Origin of the sequence: Chryseobacterium sp. UNC8MFCol, from assembly GCF_000482305.1 — a bacterium.
GTDB lineage: Bacteria > Bacteroidota > Bacteroidia > Flavobacteriales > Weeksellaceae > Chryseobacterium > Chryseobacterium indologenes.
Window position 1 is genome coordinate 20,410 of the sequence record NZ_AXUZ01000018.1, and the last position, 21,083, is coordinate 41,492.

The window sequence follows — 21,083 nt, forward strand, 5'->3', positions numbered from 1 at the left end:
ATATTATATATTATTAGCTATAACATCTGTATTGATTGTACCCAACATCGCCTGAAATGCATCATCATAGGCGCTATGCCCGCTACCTATAGTTTTAATTCCCAACCCCTCATTGTCTTCAATATAGCCGAAGATTTCATGCTGTTGGCCTAAAGCACGTGGAACAGCTCCTGTAAGACCTCCAAAAATTGCAAGCTTGTTCAGTCCCGGAATTCTTGATATGGCTAATGTCGAAAGCAGCCCTTCTCTGTTATTTTGTAATCCGTTAAGAATATCATTGCTTGTACTATAGTTAAAAATATTTGAAGTTGATTTTACCGCTCCTTTCTTATCGAGGTAATTTAAGGTATTTTTATGAACGCCTCTTGCATTAAAGGTATAGCCAGGACGCCCTGTATAATAGGAAGCCATGGCACTGTTTCCTCCTCCGAGTGAATGTCCGGTAAATTTTACTTTTTTATTTGTAGCCCCATCCATTTTTTCAGCAAGTGCTCTTGTTTTTTCTATTTGTGGAGTATCAAAACCAAAAGCCTGTCCCCCATCCTCAATAAACCAGTCATGATAAAACTGCATCCCTTTCGGTTCAGAACCTCTGAAAGCTACAAAATACTCACTTGTATTTTTATCACCTGTATCTTTATAATATAGGGAAGAATAAAAGCCATCGTCTTTGTTGGTATTAAAATCCTCTGGAGTAAGCTTTCCAGAACCAAATAACTTATCTAGTTGGCTTTGATCACTGGTATCAATGCGGGTATACCCATCTATTTTGATATCATGTCCCTTTTTGTCTTTGTATTCATCATTATACGAATCTTTGGCCATTTTGCTGGCGGTAGAAGCTTCCTTCAGCTGGGCAATTGGTAAATGAAATGTAACCTCACCTCCCAGAAAACAATGTAAACTGGAGTTTTGCAATAAAGGTTTTTTATTTTCAATTTTTACTTTCGGGTGAGTATTTTTCCAATCACTACCTTTGCAAAGAAAGGAACAGATATTGAGGCAATCATCAATAAGTGCACTTCCTGCCCAGGCAGCTGCTGCCAAAACAAAAAGCCCTCCGGAAAAAGCTGCTGCAACAGCAACTCCGGCTAAAGCTCCGGCCATCATCATTTGAGGACATATAAAGTTATCCTTAAAACGATCATCTTCTGTAGCCATCAGCTTTGCTCCACTCTTCAGATGTACTGTAGACTGTGAGCTCACTCCAATTCCTATGAGTCTTCTGCCTTTACTGCAGATAAGCGGGGTTCCCTGTGCTATATATAATTCGCTCATAATGATACTGATGTTATTGTTTATTGAGTCTTATATGGTACCTGCAGACATAAAGCATGTTTTCATTAAGCTCCTCTTTTACGTGAAACATTATCTCTGACAATACGGAGTCTTCATTATACATATACTCTCCTTCAAGAAAATATTTATAGGCTAAGGAGCCACCAAGTGTCTTCTGATATTGATCCTGATATATACTTTTAAAATGTGAATGATCACCTTTATTCTTCGCTTCCAGCTTTACAAGATATCCTCCATTCTCTTTTTTAGAAATCCTGTACTGAGAATCATAACTTATTTTTTCTCCCGGAAAAAGTGTCGACAAAGTATTTCTTACCGGCATTTGATCAATAAAACCTCCGCCTCTGAATACAGGTAAGGGATAAAACATAATCTGGTATAATAAATTCAGCTTAATATTTTGATCTATATTATTAAACTCCTTATCATAAAGGTGAATAAAGGCTTCATAGCTTTCTTTCACCAATTCAAAAAAATGTAAATCTCTTTTTATTTCATTCCATTTACCTGAAATTTCGTCTTTATTAGTGACTTCAAGGATACTTTTATCGGTATCCAATGATAGCTGCAATACATTGGTTGCCTTGTTTATTTCTTCAAGGATTTCATAAAAGGCCCGCATCTGCCCGTCAGACTGGATATATCTTTGAGGAGAAGAGTCGATCGTAATATGATTGTATTCTCCGGGCAAAACATTCCAGCTTTGTTCTATTTCCGTTTGATTGGCTTTCCCACTTCCTAAAGTAAGATACGATTTAATATTGATAAGATATTCAGCATTTTTATACCATGCGTATTTAAATCCTGATAAATCGTCTTTTTCTTCGTGATCAAGTTCAAAAGCCATATTCTAATCTTCTTTTAAAATTATACTGATCCTTTATTAATTGATATCTACAGTACTACCGGTAATAGTCATGTCTCCGCCCGAATTAATGGATGTCAGGGATTTACTATGAATGCTCAGGTTATCCTGGGTAACCAGCAATGCATTTTGTAATGAATTCATATCCAGCATACCGTCTGCCGCAGAAATGGTAATACCTGTCTGGGTTATGGTAATCGTATTTTTTCCGACTTTCAGTTCAATCTTTGTTTTTCCTTCTAAACAGATATTTCCGGAAGCATCCATTTTTAAATAAGAATTTGCCGGTTCTCCTTCTTTTCCACCTACATTGATAGCACTGCTACTTCCTGCATTTACGGTATTATGGTTTCCGACATTTACTATTTTATTGTTATTAGCATTGGTATGAGCATTCCCTGCACCATCGAATTTCATATTGGCACCTCCCTGATCTGTTAGAAATACGGAACCTTCACCATCATTTAATTCTAATTTATTTCCGCTTCTGCTGCTTAAACTTTTTATATTATTATCGGCTCCTCCTCCGGCTCCAATTCCTCCATGGAACATTCCTCCCATAACAAAAGGACGATCCGGATGCTGATGTACGAAATTTACAATAACCTGATCTCCAACCTCAGGAATAGCCATAAAGCCTCTATTTTTATTGACTTTATCACTGCTTCCCGCATCCGGGGTCATGACACGGATAAATTCTGAAGAATCAGGACCGTTTTGCCAATCAAATTGTATTTTTACTCTTCCTTGGTTCAAAGGATCTGTATTGGAAATTACTTTGGCAAACTGAGCTTCAGCCCTTGGAACCTCAAATTCCGGACGTGGAATAAATCCTGTATCTGCTGCAATGGCTTCAAATCTACCATCATAATATCCTCTCCCATCTACCTCATGAGTCACTTCGATGATCATCAGTTTTGTAAAATAAGAAGTTTCATTACTTCCCGTTTTCCGCATTTCGATATCTGCGGTACATCCCGGATAGAGAAAAGGGACAGTAGTGGTTCCGGAAGTAACGAATACTTCTGAAGCTTTACTTCCTGCCGTTCCTTTCTGGGACGCATCAATATCCATAAAAGAAGTGGCTTTTATGGGAGCAACCCTTAGAGAAGGGGTGGTAAAGGTTTTTTCTGATATTTCGTAAGCACGTCTTGCAATGTCCGATGCATGATTGATTTTTGAATTTCCTGTTGTCAATTTTTCATTTTTACTGCTGTTGTAGCCATAAAATGTAGGATTGACATGTTGAGCCTTCATTTTAACCGCAATATCACTCACACTGCTTCCGTAGGTAAGTTTAATTGGTTTTTCCTGTGGTGGAAGTTTACCAAAATGCAGTACTTCACCATCATAATAAAACTGTTCACCATAAGCTTCAGCCATTCTGGCAAGATAATTATAGTGAGTTTCTTCATATTGGGAGCTGTAGGAAATATTTCCGTGTTGAGCATCAATTCTGAAATCGAATTTACTCTGGCCCAGTCCTTCGCGTATTACCTGATCTGCAATACTGTTGAGACTCACCGGTTGGGCACCTCCAAAACTCTGAATATGGGGAGCGGCATCCAGAAGCACCGTTGGGCTATATCCTTTAAGAACAATATTTCCCAGGCTTCCCTTTTCCTGGCTGAAACCGACCTCTGTAACAACACCTACAAAGTTGCGTTCGGCACCTTTTTCAATATCTTTATATTTAAAAACTACGGTAATTCTTTTCCCAAGAAAACTCTGGGCTTCTCCTAGATTATGGTTTTCTGCATTTCCTAAGGTATCATGTGCCAGTGTCAAACTAAATTGATGGTGCTTAGCAGCGCTTTGAGTCAGTCTGAAATGCTTAAAATGTTTGATAATTTTTCCTTCAATAATTACATCCAGCTTCACTACACGATTAATACCCGCAATAACGCTTTCAGCAATAGCTTCAACATTGTGTATTTTTGAAGTGGGTTGCTTTGCCCAAACTTTATTGTCGACAATAGAAGGATCGTTGGGAACAAATGTTTGGTTCATAAACATATCTGCTCCCTGTGCAGCACTTAAGCTTTGCTGTCCTACTTTTGCTACTTTCTTAACTTTTTCGCCCGTTGTAGTCAATTTTCCCTCTGCTTTTTTGGCAACATTTTCCTGTACAGTATCTTTCAACTGGTCAGTGCCTTTTTTTATCTCTTTTTTCGGGGTATCTACTTTAGTTGTTTTGTCATCCTGAAACATAATGTCTTGTATTTAAAGTTAAATAAACTGCTGATTACAGCATAAAAGATATAGGATTATGAATTACTAACTGCCACGGTCATTTTCTCTCTGGAAAAATTACTTGGGAGGCTGATATTCTGTTAAATGGGAAAAACAGAACAGCATACTCTGAAGAGTGCACTGTTCTGTACCAATTTTATTTTTACTAAGATGATGAATAGGCTTATTTACCTGCTGAAGGCCATAATCCCATATATTGGGAGCTTCCGTAATCAATTGTTTCAGCACTGATCACAAAGCTGATCAGCATGCTGTTGCTATCTATTGCGTCAAAGTCTACTTCGTGTTGAATTACGTATCCGTTTTCCCAGTTCAAGGTGATCAATGTTCCTTCTTCGTGGGATTTGTTGAATACGATTTCTCCTTTTGTTGGCTTGTACTTACCGTTTAATAAGCTTTCAAGGATATCTGATTTTTCAGTAGCTTCTACGGTAACTTTGATTAATGCATTAGAAGGATCTGATGCTACACGTCCTGAAACGTCTGTAGATCTGGATACGCTGTATTTCATTTTTAACAGTTTCTGCCCTTCTCCTCCGTTGAATTTTAAGATTCCTCTTGAATTTCTTTCTGCCATGATTGTAAATTTTAATCGTTAATAATATTTTGTGATTCGGTGATTGTCTAGCAAATATAGAAGCTCTTCTTTTCTTAAAAAAACTTTTAAACCTAAATCTGAAAAATTGTAGTAGTTCTACGACTTCTTGTCGTAATTCTACGACATTTGATTTAAAAATAACATTTAAACAACTGACAAACAAATACTTAAATACAAATAATATTTTAAACAAAAAGAGTTATTTTCCACACCAACGAGAGATATTAAGATATTTTAATACAATTTTAGTATTTTTTAACGTATCGAAATGGTCAGAAAAGTAACGATATAATGGGAAAAAATACGACGGCTTTGTTTTGTTGACTATGCTTTGATCTGATATTTTCCCGTGAAGAATAGCAATTCTGCTTCTTTTCATAAAAAATAGCTAACAGGATCTACCGTTAGCTATCATTATCATCTATTCTTGACGATTTATATTTTCAGTTTCCATCTACTGTTGTAGACCTGCTCCTGCTTTTATAGATTTCGTCAGTATTTTATTTTTTCTCAAAAGGAAGTCCGGCATAAGATCAGTGGGAAGATAAAAAGGACTTTCTCCTTTTCTCTGGAGTTCTTCTACAATTCCCGGATTCCAGGCCAGAATTTCATCAACTCCTACTTTGAGTTCATCTGCCACAATATTAAGGTTAAAACCGGCATTGATTTCTGTTTTCGAAAGCGCAGCGGCGGTCATTTTCCTGTTGCCGTCTTCAAAGAAAACCTTATTAATTCTTGAAGAGTTGTAATTGTTTAAAACACTCTGCAGTTCTCCTGTGGCATAGCAAGCATTTAAGTATTTCTTCACGTGATTAATTGTTTCTGCCGGAAGATATTGCGAGAACTCATGATATTGTGAGGATCCGGCGGCCTGCATTGCTTTTGCAATATTACCTTCTCCACAGTTGTATGCAGCAACTACAGTTACCCAGTTGTTATATTTTTTATAAAGGTTTGCTAATGAGACAACCGCTGTTTTCGTGCTTTTATAAACATCGGTACGATTTTGCTCCGTAAGTCCGTATTGGTTGGCATGTGCAGTCATCAGCTGCCATATCCCTACAGCACCCGCTCCTGAGGTAATATTTTTATTAAAGTGAGATTCAATCAGGGCAAGGTTTCTTAAATGCTTTGGAAGCCCCTTCTGAAGAAGCAGCTGCTCAATAAATTCAACAAGATCTTTATTGGAATTGATGATTCCCTGATATCTTTTCACGCTGCTTTCTGAGGTATCAGAAGCTGCGAGAAACTGTCCGTTCACCAAAACTACAGTTCCCAACAGCATTACACCTGTAAAGATATTTCTGATAATAGTTTTCATTTTACAATTATTTATCAAGCAAAAGGGCTGCTATATACATTGTGCCCTTTTGCTTTTTACTTTTAGTTTAATCTACCTTCCAGCTTAGTTTTTCCTCTTCCTTATTCCAATCTACGTGGATTGTTTGTCCGGATTTCACTTCTTCTCTGACAATCATTTTAGAAATAGGTCTTGCCAGCTGGGCACGGATCACTCCGGAAATTTGCCTTGCACCGTATTTACTGCTGAATCCGCCCAACGCCAGGTTTTTCACTGCCTCATCACTGATCTTTAAGGCGATTCCTAATCTTGTCAGTGAGGTATGAAGGGATTTTAACTGAATATTAAAGATTCTTTCTGCAATAGATTCTGTGATTGGGGCAAAAGGAATAATCTCTGTAATTCTTGCTAAAAACTCGGGTCTGAATCTTCCGGAATTAGACATGATCTGCATCAGGGAAGATGATTCCGGTATTTTACCTTCTTCAAACTGTTTTACAATTTCTTCACTTCCGATGTTGGACGTAAATAAAATCAGGGCATTACTGAAGTCTCCTTCTTTTCCTAATTTATCATGTACTTTACCTTCATCCATGATCTGAAGGAATACATCAAAAACAGAGTGGTGAGCTTTTTCAATCTCATCAAATAAAACAACGGTATAAGGCTGCTGTCTTATTTTGTTGACCAGCATTCCTCCTTCTTCGTATCCTACATATCCCGGAGGCGCACCATACAATAATGCGGCCGAATGTTCTTCTTTAAATTCCGACATATCAAAACGCACCATTGCCTTTTCATCATTGAAAAGTAATTCAGCCATTGATTTTGCCAGCTCAGTTTTACCGGTTCCCGTAGGTCCCAGCAGGAAGAATGACCCGATAGGCTGCCCAGGTTTGTTCAGTCCGCTACGGTTCTCCACGATGGCATCGGAAAGAATTTTTAAGGCGTGATCCTGGCCTACAACCCTGTTTAAAAGTAAAGATTCCATATTCAGGAGTTTTTCTTTTTCCTGGGCCTGAATTTTTCCGATCGGAATATTGGTTTTGGCGGCCATTACAGCAGCCAGCTCAAGGCGATCTACTTTTTCTCTTTTCTTGGCAGCATGTTGTAAAAGCTCTGCATAGGTATCTTCAATAATCTTCTGAATCTGGTCAACCGGCATGGAATTGTCGATAGCAGGTTGCTCACTGAGTGAACCCCATAAAATAGGGCTTATTTTGTCTCTTAACAGGTTGTATGTCCAGATCAATTCGTCTGCTTTATCTTTATTGTCGGCATACTCTTCCTTTAAGATGGCATCATAGCTTTCTTTCCAGCTATCAAGTTCCTTTTCAGAAAGTTCATCAAGCATTTTGATGGCTGCCATTGTTCTGTCTAACAGGTCAATAGCTGCATCCGGCAATTTTTTACCTTTTGCATATCTTTTTGCCAGACGTACACATTCCGGCAGGGCTGTTTTTTCAACTTCGATGCCGTGGTGTTTTTTATACCCTTCAAGAAGTACATCAATCATTTTCACACAGGTCTTTTCATCCGGCTCGTTCACCGTGAGCACCTCAAAACGACGGTTGAAAGCCTGTTCCGGTTCTATAATTTTTCTGTATTCTTCCTGGGTAGTAGCTCCAATGACGGTAATTTCTCCTCTTGCGAGCTCCGGTTTCAAAAGATTGGCTACATTTCCGATACTTCCTTTAGGGTCTAAAAGAGTATGAATTTCATCAATGAAGAGTATCGCTTTTTCAATTTTCTTACATTCATTGATGACCTTTTTCAGACGATCTTCAATTTCTCCTTTATATGAAGTTCCTGCCAGTAATGCTCCGGTGTCCAGCTCCAAAAGGGTACCATTTTTCAGCATATCAGGAACATTTCCTTTTGTAATTTCAATAGCAAAGCCTTCTACCAACGCGGTCTTTCCTACTCCTGGTTCACCGATAATAATGACATTCGGCTTGCTTCTGCGGCAAAGGATTTCCACGAGCATCCTGAGTTCTTTATCCCTTCCGATAATATTTTCAAGATCTCCCTTTCTTGCCTGTGCAGTTCTGTCTACGCAATAGCTTTTAATGGACGGAAAAGAAGAATCTGTAAAATCCGATCCATTGGAAAATAAAGAGGAAAAGTCATTGTCTTCTGAAACAGCAAACGGACTGTCTTTTCTATATAAATTGAAAATTTCGTGTTCTCTTAAGGGAAGAGATTTCAGCTGCTGCAGTGAAAATACGATCTGAGGTTTTACTATTGCGGTCAGGATACAGATTGGTGTGATCTCATCCAGTCCTAATTTTAATCTGATATCGTCTGCTTCTTCTATCAAAGTATCTATGGCTTCATCCTGGCTTACTTCGTCAGGAAGATGAGCTGTTTTAGCATATTCTTCAATACGGACATCCGCCCATTCATAGAAATAGCCGGGATCTTTATCTATGCTTTTTAAAAATTCATTAAGACCGATATCTTTATGCATTAAAGCCTGTAAAATATGTGGTCCGCCGTAAGTAGCGTTGTAGTTTTCCTTCGCTATCGACTGAGCAATATGAAATAGCTGCTTTACTGTTTCGTTGGTTACTAGTACTCCCATTTATAATTTTTCTTATATTAATATATTTGTGCGTTCTGTCTTACCTTTATTTCAGATTATTTGATGTTATCTATACTGTTTTATCCTCAGAGGATTTAAAAGTTGCTTTTTGGGTCTCTAAAATTAATTATTTTATTCTAAATAAGATAAAGATAGTTAATTCTTTATTGGGCTAAGTACCGACTGGCTTTTTTCATTTTCACATGCATTCCTGATTCTGTAAATTTTAGCTAATCACTATTGTCCATACTAATTTACAGGAAATGCATTCTACATATTCAGAAAATAGAGCAAAGCGAGACTAAGCCACTGTAAGCCAATATACAGGTAAAATATCAGGCCTGAAGGCTCTGCCAGCTCATTCAGTTTTTCGATCAGCTGGTTCTTAATGATTTCCGAAAAGTCTTCATGATCTGCTCCAAGATTTAATTCGTCAAACTTTATTTTATTGAGGGCGTAGCCTAAGATACGTGTGAGTATTTTGTTTTCTGAACTGTTTTTAAACTCATTCAGCAACTTGATTTTTGCAATGGCAAAATCTGCACTGTTCCGGATAACGGACGGCTGTCTGGCTTTAAAGGTTCCTATCACCTTATCTATAAAAGGAACTACGATGGTTTTTGAATGGTCCTGAAGCAATCTGCTGATCACAACAGACATTGCATATTTGGAGGCAAAAACAATGGTAAGAAAAGGAGCAACAACCATCAGCAGATAGAATATACTTGCTGATACCGGTTTAGCTTTAACCGTTGTTATTAAAAATGCCAATACGCCCGTATGACCCAATGAAGGGCCTAAGTGTTCTGACAGGATATAAATTCCTAGCACCAAAGTGATGACCGTTGAAAGAACTCCAAGTCCATATATCTTAAGTACATTAACAATGAATGTGGCAGATAGCCTTGAGAAATACTTTAAATGAGTAGTAATATTGGTCATTAATAGTTTTTTGTTTAATCGGGTTGAATGGTTTTCGTTTTTTTGGCAATATAGTATAAAAATAAATAATTCAAGATTCTCTTTTCGTTGGCATCTATTGGTCTACTGTTACTAAAATTAGTATTGACTGTATTTCAGCAGGCCAAAAAAAGACTGTCTGATAAAGGACAGTCTTCGTATGAATTGTTGATAATGGGTATCAATTTTAGCTTGACGGCCAAAGTCCGTTGTATTGAGAAGTACCGTAGTCAATTGTTTCAGCACTTACTACAAAGCTGATCAGCATACTGTTGCTGTCTACAGCATCAAACTCCACCTGGTGTTGGATAACATATCCGTTTTGCCAGTTCAAAGTAATCAATGTACCTTCTTCGTGAGATTTGTTGAAAGTGATTTCACCTACAGTAGGCTTATATTTTCCGTTCAGTAGGCTTTCAAGGATGTCTGATTTTTCAGTAGCTTCTACTGTCACCTTGATTAATGCGTTAGAAGGGTCTGATGCTACACGTCCTGAAACGTCTGTAGATCTTGATACACTGTAGTTCATTTTTAACAGTTTCTGCCCTTCCCCATTATTGAATTTTAAGATTCCTCTTGAATTTCTTTCTGCCATAATGTGTAAATTTTAATCGTTAGTAATATTTTGTGATGTGGTGATTGTGTAGCAAATATATACCGTCTTTTTTTCTAAAAAAAACTTTCTGCCGTAAATCTGAAAAATTGTCGTAATTCTACGATTTCTTGTCGTAATTCTACGACTTTAGAATTACTACTATTTCTTAAGCCTCACTATTAAAGCATTTGGCTTAACTCAAAAACAGCGGTCGAAGGAGTTATTTTCCACATGAACGGGAATAAAAACAGGAGAAAAGTGGAAAATTGAAAGCTGAAAATTGAAAATGGAGAATGGAAAGTTGGAGAGTTGAAAATGAAAGATAGGGTTTATAATGAGGTTGGAAAATCAAAAATGAGATTTCAACGTATTGTTCAACAGCTTTTATATTTGCTGGGGACAATAAAAAAGCAGAAGTGTGATCACCCCTGCTTTTTGATATTATACAACTAAAGACTTAATGCTTTGTATATTCCGGTTGTTCGGTTGGAAGCCTTGTTGGCGTAAAATATTCATTAAGCCAGTAGAATGTCTGTCCGTTTTGCTGTATTTTTACGGCAGGATTATTTCTGTTGGCAAGCATCCTGTCTGACAGGTCTTTGTAATGACGGAAGTAGTTTCTTACGGTCTCGCTGGCAACAATCTTAGATTTTCTCCAGCCTTTAAGTTTATACTTGGCCATCAGCTCTTCTTCTGAAAGGTCAAACCCTGTACTCATACCTACCGCATAAGCCATAGGCTGCTCATAAAGCTCTCCTTTATCCAGGAACTTGATGGTAGGGTTGTATTTTTTAAGCAGTTTCACATATTCTTTAATAGCTCTTGACTGGTTAAAATCAGGTTTATCCGCATTGGTATTTCTATATACTTCTGTATAGAATGCTTTTAGGTTATCATATTCCGTTTCGGAGATAAGAATTCCTTTTTCCGTTGCCGGTGGAAAATCTTTCAATTCTTTAGGAATATATCCTTTAACAAGGAATGGGCTTCCATAATTGATCAGCTGAGCGGCAATTCCTGCAGAAACAGGGTTGGTAAGTCCCGGGAACAGATATTTATATTTTAAATCTACATCTGTTCTTCCCGCCCCTACAGAAGAATGGAAATATTTATTAAGTGATTTATCAATATTCTGATTATCTAAAGTAACCTGAGCAATAAGGCTGTCGACAGACTTTTTCAGGAATCCCGGTGTTGCTACATCTCCTTTTTTAGGGAAGATCACAAATCCCTGAGACATACTTTGTTTAGGATAATCCAAAGAGAAGAATCCTTCATCACCTTCTATTAAGCTAAAGTTGTTTTTAGTAAGAACATCATATTGGTTAATGATCTTTTGCTTTTTAAGTTCAGCAATATTTTTAGCGGTATTGGTCACTACATTTTCAGCCATCAATACAAAATCGTTATAATTATCTGAAGATCTTGCATTAGTCTGGAACATAATCAACCTTGCCTGAGCCTGAGTAAGAGAGCTGATCACGCTGTACATATTACCACTCTGACTTGCAGAGGTTCCTACCGTCACTACAATATTGGTTTCATCAGGAACATTGGAAAGAAGATTTCCTGCTGCAGAAAGCGCCTCCCCTACCGGCTGATAGCCGTTATTGCTGGCACAATTCATTTCATTGGATTTCTGATCAATAAATGATGTTATTTTACTGTAATCTGCACTTAGGTTGGAAATGGAAACATTATTTCCGCAAGGATTATTTTTGTATAAAACAACCCCATATTTAACATTACTGAAGTAAGAAGGTTTCTCGAACCTAAGCTGAAGGTCCTGCAGCAATGATTTTACAATAGGAGCATAAGGAGCATTCTGAGCACTTATATCCAATGCAAAAACTATATTAATATTCTTATCTTTCTCTGTGATTTCTCTGTAACGGTCAAAATAGATCTCTTCACCTAAGACATTGAAAACAAAATTCTTACTATAATCCAGGATATTGGTAAAATATTTTGTTTTTCTGTCCGGAGTCGGGGCCTGTTCTAACGGAAGATTAACCGGATAAATGTTCTCCAAAGGCGTTCTTTTGTTAACATCCGTAAGAAGAATAGCTGTTTTATTGACTGCATCAGATGCTGATCCGCCAGGATATCCTTCATGGATTCCCAGCTCACTTTCTGTGATTCCTGTAGGATTTTTAAGTTTGATCGCCGAACGTTCTCCCCATGCGGAAATCACATTGGAACTTACCCAGCCATAAAGGCTTTTTCCGATACTGTCAATATCAACAGAAGGCTTTTTACCTACTAAAAATCTTTTATTATTTTCAGCCTGTTTATAAACGTAGACCATCTGCCCGTTAGGGATCTTAACATTTGCTTCTTCGATAAGACTCGGTGAATTAAACACCATGATTGAGTCGTTTTTATAATATCGTTCAGCGCTTCTGATTACTTCACTATTATTCGGTACTACGGCAACTCTCACAGGATACCCTGTATTCTCGCTTTTTAATGAATTGTTCCACAGAAGAAGATCAGATTCAGGAATCCATCCATATGTTTTAATAGATTTTGAAGAAACCTTTTTCATTAAAGCATCGGGTACGTATTCCGCAACCTTTACCATCCCGTCTCTGTGTTTCAGAACCATCAAAGGTTCCAGGAACTTCACTTCTTTATAAGACTTTTCGTCATTTTTATCTAAAAAGGCGGTATTTCTTGATCTGTCTGAAATAACGATCCATGGAACGGATTTTTTAGGAAAACCGTTGACCACGGGCGAGGCATCAACCTGGCCATATTGAGATGGTTCAGGAGTCTTTTTTGACGGAAGTTTGACCTGGCAACTCGTCAATAACACTGATAATCCTATATAATATGCTGCTAGAGGAAATTTATTTTTCATCCTATTTTATCTTTTTATGATTGGCGCATCCAAATCGATGGACGGTATTATTTGCTTTGGTTTATGTCTACCTTTGTTACACAGTTCTGTAAATCATCAAGATTTACTTTTACGGTCTGAATCACAGTATTTTTATCAAACTGAAGACCTGCACAGTACATGTAGAAGTTGTTTACTTTACTTTCATTTACTTTTACTACTGTGTTTTCATTATTACACAGATACGTTTTCAGTAAGTAATTGTAATGCATGTTGAAACTGTTTCCGTTGGCAATCTGCTGCAGATGGTATTTAAAGTCGTTATCCACTTTTGCATAAGAATCTTCTACCGATACCTCTTCTTCTTCTAAGGAATTATAGGCAGGAAGGATTTTGATACGGTGATAAATAGGATCCTGGGTTTCTTCAGTATATAAAGTAACGACATAGTCTCCGGGCTTTTTATAAGAATAAATGGCAAATTTTTCTTTGGCATCTGTATTTCCTGTCTCTCCAAATTTCCAGTTGAACTGTTTGGCTTCAGAAACTGCCCTAAACTGTACGTTTTCATTTTGCATTGCCTGAGCAGGAGCTTCGATGGTTGTAGTGATTTTAGCCGTATCTGTTTTCTTCTGAAAACTTCTGGCATTTACCATGACCGGGAAAGATTTCGTGTACTTGTTGTCGACGATCAGACTTACCTGGTAGTATCCCGGTTTATTATAAAAGTGGATACCACTGTTTTTGTCAGAAGTTGTACCGTCACCAAAGTTCCATCTTTTGGTTTTGGCAAACTGGGTTTTATCCTCAAACAAGAGGGTATCTCCTACCGACAATGAAGACGGATAAACCACTCCTACAATATCATCAGCTGAGTGAATCACCTTTTTCTGTAGCCACAATGCAACGAGCGCTGCAATGAGCAAGGTAGCGATAACACCAATAATAATGTTCTTTTTGTTCTTTTGAAAATAATTCATAGTTAATAATTGTGATGTGTTTTATATATAGTTCCTGTTTTCATTCCTCATTTACTGTGTCCGTGCTTTCAATGCATTTTCACGATCATAAAGCTTGTTTTGTTTATCTTTAAAGCCTATTCTGCATTCTTCAACCTGTTTTTCAAATTTTTTAATGTCCTCAGTAGTTGTTGAGATTACCTTTTTGTCATCAAAATACATTTTATAGAATCTTGCAATCTGGGGATAAGCATCTTTTCTGATATCAGCAATTTCATTGTTTTTGAAATACCCGTTCAGATCGTTGATATTGTTAAAAATATTATTTTCCACAAAGGGCTGTGGGGTTTCATCGGTAAGTTTGGTGATCATGGTATAGGTACTATCCATGATGGGCAGAATAATTTTCTGATGTTGTTCAAATTCTGCTTTTTGTTCAAGGTTTTGAATACCTCTTATATCTTCATCAGAAAACGGGGATTCAAATCCTTTCAAAAAGATAACTCCCAAAAAAATCATGGCAGTTAAAAGCATCAGTATTAAATATAAAAACTGATAATGCCTTTCTTTTTTAGATAATGTGATTTGTCCTTGCATATCTTGGTTTTTTATTTACTTTTATCTTCTTCTGCCTCCGGTAAAGTTTCTGGTCGGATCTTTTCTGAGCTGGTTATTCGCTCTGTTGATCTTTCCCATACACTCGTCCAGATCCCTAAGAACTGTTTTCTTTTTGTACTCTACTCCACTGATTTTTGTTTTTAAGGCAATCATAGGACCGATCTGTTTCATAAGCATGGCGTAATGCTTAAAATTTCCGGTACTGTCTTTTCCCATAATATTTTTAGCATCTCCTACGTTATCCATAATATTAGTTCTCAGAAATACCTCATTCTCCACTTTATTGGCATCAAGTTGAGTCATACGTTCATAAATATTATCCACATGCTCCCTGAGCACATCACTGCGGCCCATAAGTTCCTTATAGGCTTCGGCTTCTCTGCTGATTCCTTCCCGTTGTATATCATAACTTTTAAAGAAAAGATATAAACAGGCAAACGAGACAACCGACAAAGCAACAAACGACAGAATAAACTTCCAGATGCCCGTTCTGACATCTGATTTGTTCAATTTTTTTTCCCTATTCGAAGACATAATTTGCGATTTGTTTGGCCTGTGAAAATATAAAAAAAAAATTTTATGCACAACCCGTATTTTCCCTATGCTGTCATTCGTGAAAACACTAATTAAATTAATATTAATTTTCTCTTTGATAAGTTTTTCATAAATTAGGCCTCTGAATTTTGAATATCATTAGCCAAATCGATATTAAAAATGAGTAAAATATTATCTAATACCGTGCGTTTTTCTATTGCTGACAGCGATTTTTATTTTAAAAAAATAATGATCAAAACACTTATGGAAAACCCTTTCTATATGCTTCTGAATGATTGTAATAATGGGCACGAGCTTGTCAACAGAATCTATAGAAGACAGGAAGATGTGTTCATTATAGAACTTTTCATGCCGGTATTGAGTGGAATTGAAGCCATCAAATACATCAGAAAAAACAATACGGAAACTCCCATTATCACTTATTCCGGCACTTACCAGGAAGACATGGCTGAAATTCTTTCAAAGATTCCTAATATATATTATTGCCAGAAAAAAAGTAATATTATCAAGGATATTATCAAAGGAAGTATTGCTTCGGAAGAATTCGACTACAAGGCGTATTCTAAAGAATGGGAACAACAACCTCTGGCTGTACAGGAATATATGGACAGACAGAAGAAAGGCCAGGAAGAGCTTTCACCTGCCGAGATACAGCTGATGAGATTCTGCTATGAAGGCTTCAGTAATAAAGAAATAGCGGAAAAGCTCAATCTGAGTGCAAGAACAATTGATACTTATATCAACAGGCTTACAGAAAAACTGGGACTGAAAACGAAGCTTCACCTGATTCGTTTTTGTGTAGAGAACGGATACTATAATTCCAGCATGTAAAAAGACCAATAACAGGTTTTTAAAATGGTAAAACATGATCTGTAATCCTCGTACACCTCACTACTAAAGGTATTCTTAAAAGACACGTTTTATGAGAACCGAGGATAGTTTTTGTACTGTATTAATAAATTATTAAATTATCTTGAGGCCATGCTGACAAGGCATGTATGGGATAAGTCCAACGCTGCGAATAAAAATATTTTGTCACTAATTTGCTAGTATTCAATTTTTTTAACTAAATTTGCACACCTAAAATTTAAAATTAAAATAAGGAAATGACAAAGGCAGAATTGGTAAACACCATCTCAAATAAGTTGGGAACAGAAAAGAATGAAACACAGAAAGTTGTAGAAGCTTTTATGCAGGAGATCAGAACTTCTATGTATAATGGGGATAACGTTTATCTGAGAGGTTTTGGATCTTTTATCATTAAAACAAGAGCTGCTAAAACAGGAAGAAATATTTCTAAGAACACTGCGATCGAGATTCCTGCTCATAACATTCCTGCTTTCAAACCTTCAAAATCTTTTGTAGAGAAAGTAAAAACGAAAGTTGCAGTAAAATAAGAACATTAACTGAATATTAACTAGTTACTAAAAAATTAAAATTATGCCAAGCGGAAAGAAAAGAAAAAGACACAAGGTTGCAACTCACAAAAGAAAGAAAAGAAGAAGAGCAAACAGACATAAGAAAAAATAATCTCCTCTTCTCGAGATTTACAATATAATAATATAGTTGGTGGTTTTATTTTTTAAAGTTCACCGACTATATTTTTGTTTGCAACTATAAGATTCCGCGGAAAAGGGACGGTTTCAAATATTATTTTAATAAAAATATAATGATTTTCATTCTAAATCCTTATATTTAATAGATGAATTAATCGAGAAAGAACGTCAAATTCCTATATAATCTTAACAATTTTATCTTATAACAAAATGAAGAAAGAACTAATAGTTTCGCATGAAGATGATCTTACAAAGATTGCGCTGCTGGAAGACGGAAGACTATGTGAACTTCATGAACAAGAGGACAAAAGCGATTTTATAGTTGGAGATCTGTTTATAGGAAAAGTAAAAAAACTGGCACCAAACCTGAATGCTGCATTCGTAAATATCGGATATGACAAGGATGCTTTTCTGCATTATCAGGATCTGGGCCCTCAATATCTTACCTACAGAAAGTTTTTAAAGGATACTATTTCTAAAAAACAAAACTCTTCAAGCTTAAAAAATTTCGAGATTCAACCCGAAATAGACAAAAACGGAACGGTAGATAAAGTAATTGCAAAGGACGATCTTGTTCTCTTGCAGATCACCAAGGAACCTATTTCTACAAAAGGACCAAGGATTTCGACTCAGGTTTCTTTAACAGGACGTTTTCTGGTTTTAATTCCATTCGACAATAAAGTTTCAATTTCCAAAAAAATCAAAAGTTTTGAGGAAAAAGAAAGACTGAGAACCCTTATCGACAGCATTAAACCTGAAGGTTTTGGAGTTATTATCAGAACCGTTGCCGAAGGGAAAAAGGTGGCCGACCTTCACAATGACATGAATCAGCTGATTCAAAAATGGGAAAGCACTTTTAAAAATATCCAGAGAAATAAAGTTCCGTCTAAAGTTTTAAGCGAAGAAGACAAAGCTTCAGCTATTTTAAGGGACAATTTTAACCAGGATTTCGTGAATATCATGTGTGATGACGAGCAAATGGTAAACGAAATGAAAAATTACGTTGAAGTAATCGCTCCTGAAAAGAAAAATATTGTCCAGTTTTATGATTCTCATATTCCTCTCCTGGAATACTACAATGTTGAAAAACAGCTTAAGCAGAGCTTTGGAAAACACGTCAACATTCCAAGTTCAAAAGGCGCTTATCTTGTTATTGAGCACACAGAAGCACTTCACGTCGTCGACGTCAACTCCGGAAACAATATTACCACCGGAACCGCTGTCAATAAAGAACACGCACTGAAAGTGAACAAAATGGCAGCCACAGAGATCGCAAGACAATTACGCCTCCGCGATATGGGAGGAATTATCGTAATCGATTTCATCGACATGCCGAACTCTGAACACCGAAGAGATCTCTACGAACACCTGAAAGAGGAAATGAAGCGCGACAAAGCACGCCACAAAATACTTCCTCCAAGTAAATTCGGACTGATCCAGATCACCAGACAAAGAAACCGTCCGGAAAAACAGATCGAAACCAAAGAAGAAAACCCGAACAAAGACGGAGAAATTGTAGCTCCTATTGTCATCGTGGAAAAAATGGGTGAAACTCTGAGAAACATACTGCAGAAAGAAAAAGGAAAAATCTACCTGCATGTACACCCGTTTGTGGAAGCCTACCTTACCAAAGGCATCAAAAGTATCCAGATGAAATGGTTTATCAAATACAAAAAATGGGTAACCATCGTTCCAAGGGATTCTTTTAAATATTTAGAGTACAAAATCTACAATTCCAAAAAAGAAGAATTGATAGAATTCTCTAATTAAGGACAAAATTCAGACCTTCAGCCTGTGCTGGAGGTTTTTTTTATGAATTTAAATAATAAATATAATTTAAATACAGGTTTTGGCTAAAGCCAATGGAATATATTGTATAACGAAAGCAGGCTAAAGCCCGCTCCTATTAATCCAGCCAAGCAATTTTTGAGATTTAACCGCAAGATCTTTCATCTTTCATCTTTCATCTTTTATCTTTTATCTTTATAACTATGAAAACGCACCATTACAAAACAACAATTCAATGGACCGGCAATAAAGGAACGGGAACCAGCGGCTACAGAGATTACGAAAGAAGCCACAGCATTTCAGTAGAAAACAAAGTGATCATTGAGGGATCTTCGGACCCTTCTTTCCGTGGAGATAAAACAAAATACAATCCTGAAGAAATGTTCCTCTCCTCGCTATCTTCCTGTCATATGCTTTGGTATCTTCATTTTTGTTCGGAAGCAGGAATTATTGTAACGGATTATACTGATGAAGCAACCGGAATAATGGCTGAAACAACTAACGGTAGCGGTCATTTTACAGAGGTGACCCTGCATCCCGCCGTTACTATAACAGAAGAATCAATGATTGAAAAAGCAAAGCAGTTACACCATAAAGCCAATGAATATTGCTTTATTGCCAATTCGGTTAATTTCGAGGTTAAACATATTCCCACTGTATGGGTTAAATAAATCTTGATATACATTGCGCGGATCAAATTCTGTACATCTGCGGAATCTTATCTATTTTTAAATAGGTAAGTCTTCATTTTTTTTCCTTTTAATCCTGTAATTCGCAATTCCCCGATAGGTTAATAAATGTTAAGCTCCTTATTTCTTCGATATATATTGTTAAATTTGAGCTATGGAAAATTTTGGAAAAGATTTATTGAGAAAAATAAAAAGTGTAGAGCTTCCGGGAGAACCCGCCCACGGAGTATTCTCACCTCCTTATCGTCCTGTTTTCACTTATGATGAAGTGCTGACAAAAAATCCCAAGTTTGCAGCTGTGAATATTGTTTTATACCTGAAAGACAATGAATGGTATTTCCCATTGATTCAAAGAACGATCAATGAGCATGACAGGCATAGTGGACAGATTTCGTTACCGGGTGGAAAACGCGAAGAAATGGACAGAGATTTTGCAGAGACAGCCGTTCGTGAAACTTCAGAGGAAATCGGAATAGATAAACATTACGTAAGAATCATCAGGGAAATGTCCCCTATCTATATTCCGCCCAGCAATTTCTACGTGTACCCTTATATTTCGTATACAACAAAGAATCCTGCGTTTGTGCTCCAGCAAAGCGAAGCCGTGGAAGTTATTGAATTTCCTATTACCTCTTTTTTAAGTCTGTCAGACACCCCCGAAATTATGGCTCTTCCAAGTGCCGGCGGTAAGGAAGTACCTGTCATTAATTTCAACGGATACATTATCTGGGGAGCCACAGCAATGATATTAAGTGAATTCAGCCAGTTGCTGAAAAAAATGTAACTTTGCACTACCGTGTTTAATTGAGAGATGGCGAAGAAAAATATTTTCACCGATGCATTCGGAACACCTTATTTTTTAAAAAGGTTAATTATATTTATTTTAGGACTGGTGTCCTACAGACGATTCAATGGATTTAATAAATTGAAAATAACCGGTACAGAACACCTTGTAGATCTTCCGGATTCCAACGTGCTTTTTGTATCGAACCATCAGACCTACTTTGCGGATGTAGCAGCAATGTATCATGCTTTTTGTGCCGTAAACAACGGATATTTAAACACTATTAAAAATCCGATCTATCTGCTGAATCCTAAGATCGATTTTTACTATGTTGCAGCTGAAGAGACCATGAATAAAGGGATCTTGCCAAAAATTTTTAAAATTGCAGGAGCTGTAACGGTAAAAAGGACGTGGAGAGCTGAGGGTAAAAATGTCAACAGGATGGTAGACATGAGCGAAGTAGACAATATCATGAAAGCCCTGGACAACGGATGGGTAGCAACCTTTCCGCAGGGTACTACATCTGCTTTTGCCCAGGGACGAAGAGGAACTGCCAAACTGGTAAAAAACCAACGCCCGATTGTGATCCCTATCAAGATCAACGGGTTTCGAAGAGCTTTTGATAAAAAAGGACTTCGTGTGAAGGTTACCGGTGTGAAACCTACCATGGAATTTAAAGCTCCTCTTGATATTGATTACGATAACGAAAAAGCACCGGAAATTTTATTGAAAATCATGACTGCCATTGAGCAGACTGAAGATTTCAATGTATTACACAGTTATGATGAAGAACTTAAAGCTAAAAAATTAGAACAAAAGGACTCAAATAATTAAAGTA

Annotated in this window: 18 protein-coding genes; 6 read left to right on the top strand and 12 right to left on the bottom strand. The window is 36.9% G+C overall.

Features of this window, described 5'->3' with window-relative positions; translation table 11 throughout:
- Positions 1-3: 3 nt before the first annotated feature.
- The 12 genes from M030_RS0112435 to tssO form a co-directional block, all read right to left on the bottom strand.
- Entirely contained in the window at positions 4-1,278 is a 1,275-nt protein-coding gene (locus M030_RS0112435; protein WP_027373798.1) for a PAAR-like protein, read from the bottom strand.
- A 13-nt stretch (positions 1,279-1,291) separates the two neighbouring features.
- The gene (locus tag M030_RS0112440) at positions 1,292-2,146 is read right to left on the bottom strand and encodes a hypothetical protein (protein WP_027373799.1); all 855 of its coding nucleotides are present in this window, start codon (positions 2,144-2,146) and stop codon (positions 1,292-1,294) included.
- 36 nt (positions 2,147-2,182) lie between these two features.
- Entirely contained in the window at positions 2,183-4,375 is a 2,193-nt protein-coding gene (locus M030_RS0112445; protein WP_027373800.1) for a phage baseplate assembly protein V, read from the bottom strand.
- Between the two features lie 205 nt (positions 4,376-4,580).
- Positions 4,581-4,994, bottom strand: coding sequence for a type VI secretion system tube protein TssD (gene tssD, locus M030_RS0112450; RefSeq protein WP_027373801.1), 414 nt, complete (start codon positions 4,992-4,994; stop codon positions 4,581-4,583).
- 475 nt (positions 4,995-5,469) lie between these two features.
- Positions 5,470-6,336, bottom strand: a complete 867-nt coding sequence (locus tag M030_RS0112455) for a lytic transglycosylase domain-containing protein (protein ID WP_027373802.1) — start codon at positions 6,334-6,336, stop codon at positions 5,470-5,472.
- Positions 6,337-6,403: 67 nt separating this feature from the next.
- The gene (locus M030_RS0112460) at positions 6,404-8,899 is read right to left on the bottom strand and encodes an ATP-dependent Clp protease ATP-binding subunit (protein WP_027373803.1); all 2,496 of its coding nucleotides are present in this window, start codon (positions 8,897-8,899) and stop codon (positions 6,404-6,406) included.
- Positions 8,900-9,169: 270 nt separating this feature from the next.
- Positions 9,170-9,841, bottom strand: a complete 672-nt coding sequence (locus M030_RS0112465; RefSeq protein WP_027373804.1) for a hypothetical protein — start codon at positions 9,839-9,841, stop codon at positions 9,170-9,172.
- A 205-nt stretch (positions 9,842-10,046) separates the two neighbouring features.
- Positions 10,047-10,454 carry a type VI secretion system tube protein TssD gene (tssD, locus tag M030_RS0112470; protein ID WP_027373805.1) on the bottom strand — a complete coding sequence of 136 codons (408 nt, stop codon included), beginning with the start codon at positions 10,452-10,454 and terminating at the stop codon, positions 10,047-10,049.
- 457 nt (positions 10,455-10,911) lie between these two features.
- A complete protein-coding gene (tssR, locus tag M030_RS0112475) occupies positions 10,912-13,317 on the bottom strand; it encodes a type VI secretion system protein TssR domain-containing protein (protein ID WP_027373806.1) in 2,406 nt (801 codons plus the stop codon).
- Positions 13,318-13,364: 47 nt separating this feature from the next.
- On the bottom strand, positions 13,365-14,276 hold the full coding sequence (locus M030_RS0112480) for a PKD domain-containing protein (RefSeq protein WP_027373807.1): 912 nt from the start codon (positions 14,274-14,276) through the stop codon (positions 13,365-13,367).
- Between the two features lie 51 nt (positions 14,277-14,327).
- Positions 14,328-14,852, bottom strand: coding sequence for a type VI secretion system transmembrane protein TssO (locus M030_RS0112485; protein ID WP_027373808.1), 525 nt, complete (start codon positions 14,850-14,852; stop codon positions 14,328-14,330).
- 21 nt (positions 14,853-14,873) lie between these two features.
- Positions 14,874-15,383, bottom strand: coding sequence for a type VI secretion system TssO (tssO, locus tag M030_RS0112490; protein ID WP_227533160.1), 510 nt, complete (start codon positions 15,381-15,383; stop codon positions 14,874-14,876).
- A gap of 204 nt (positions 15,384-15,587) precedes the next feature.
- Here tssO and M030_RS0112495 point away from each other — a divergent pair, with 204 nt between their 5' ends.
- The 6 genes from M030_RS0112495 (at position 15,588) to M030_RS0112520 (ending at position 21,079) form a co-directional block, all read left to right on the top strand.
- A complete protein-coding gene (locus tag M030_RS0112495) occupies positions 15,588-16,259 on the top strand; it encodes a response regulator transcription factor (RefSeq protein ID WP_027373810.1) in 672 nt (223 codons plus the stop codon).
- 275 nt (positions 16,260-16,534) lie between these two features.
- Positions 16,535-16,825: an HU family DNA-binding protein gene (locus M030_RS0112500; RefSeq protein WP_002984212.1), complete on the top strand. Its 291-nt coding sequence runs from the start codon at positions 16,535-16,537 to the stop codon at positions 16,823-16,825.
- A 369-nt stretch (positions 16,826-17,194) separates the two neighbouring features.
- Positions 17,195-18,754, top strand: coding sequence for a ribonuclease E/G (locus M030_RS0112505; RefSeq protein ID WP_027373811.1), 1,560 nt, complete (start codon positions 17,195-17,197; stop codon positions 18,752-18,754).
- A 221-nt stretch (positions 18,755-18,975) separates the two neighbouring features.
- Entirely contained in the window at positions 18,976-19,443 is a 468-nt protein-coding gene (locus M030_RS0112510; RefSeq protein ID WP_027373812.1) for an OsmC family protein, read from the top strand.
- Positions 19,444-19,615: 172 nt separating this feature from the next.
- Positions 19,616-20,245, top strand: a complete 630-nt coding sequence (locus M030_RS0112515; protein WP_027373813.1) for an NUDIX hydrolase — start codon at positions 19,616-19,618, stop codon at positions 20,243-20,245.
- 27 nt (positions 20,246-20,272) lie between these two features.
- Complete coding sequence (locus M030_RS0112520; protein ID WP_027373814.1) at positions 20,273-21,079, top strand: lysophospholipid acyltransferase family protein; 807 nt, start codon at positions 20,273-20,275, stop codon at positions 21,077-21,079.
- Positions 21,080-21,083 lie beyond the last annotated feature (4 nt).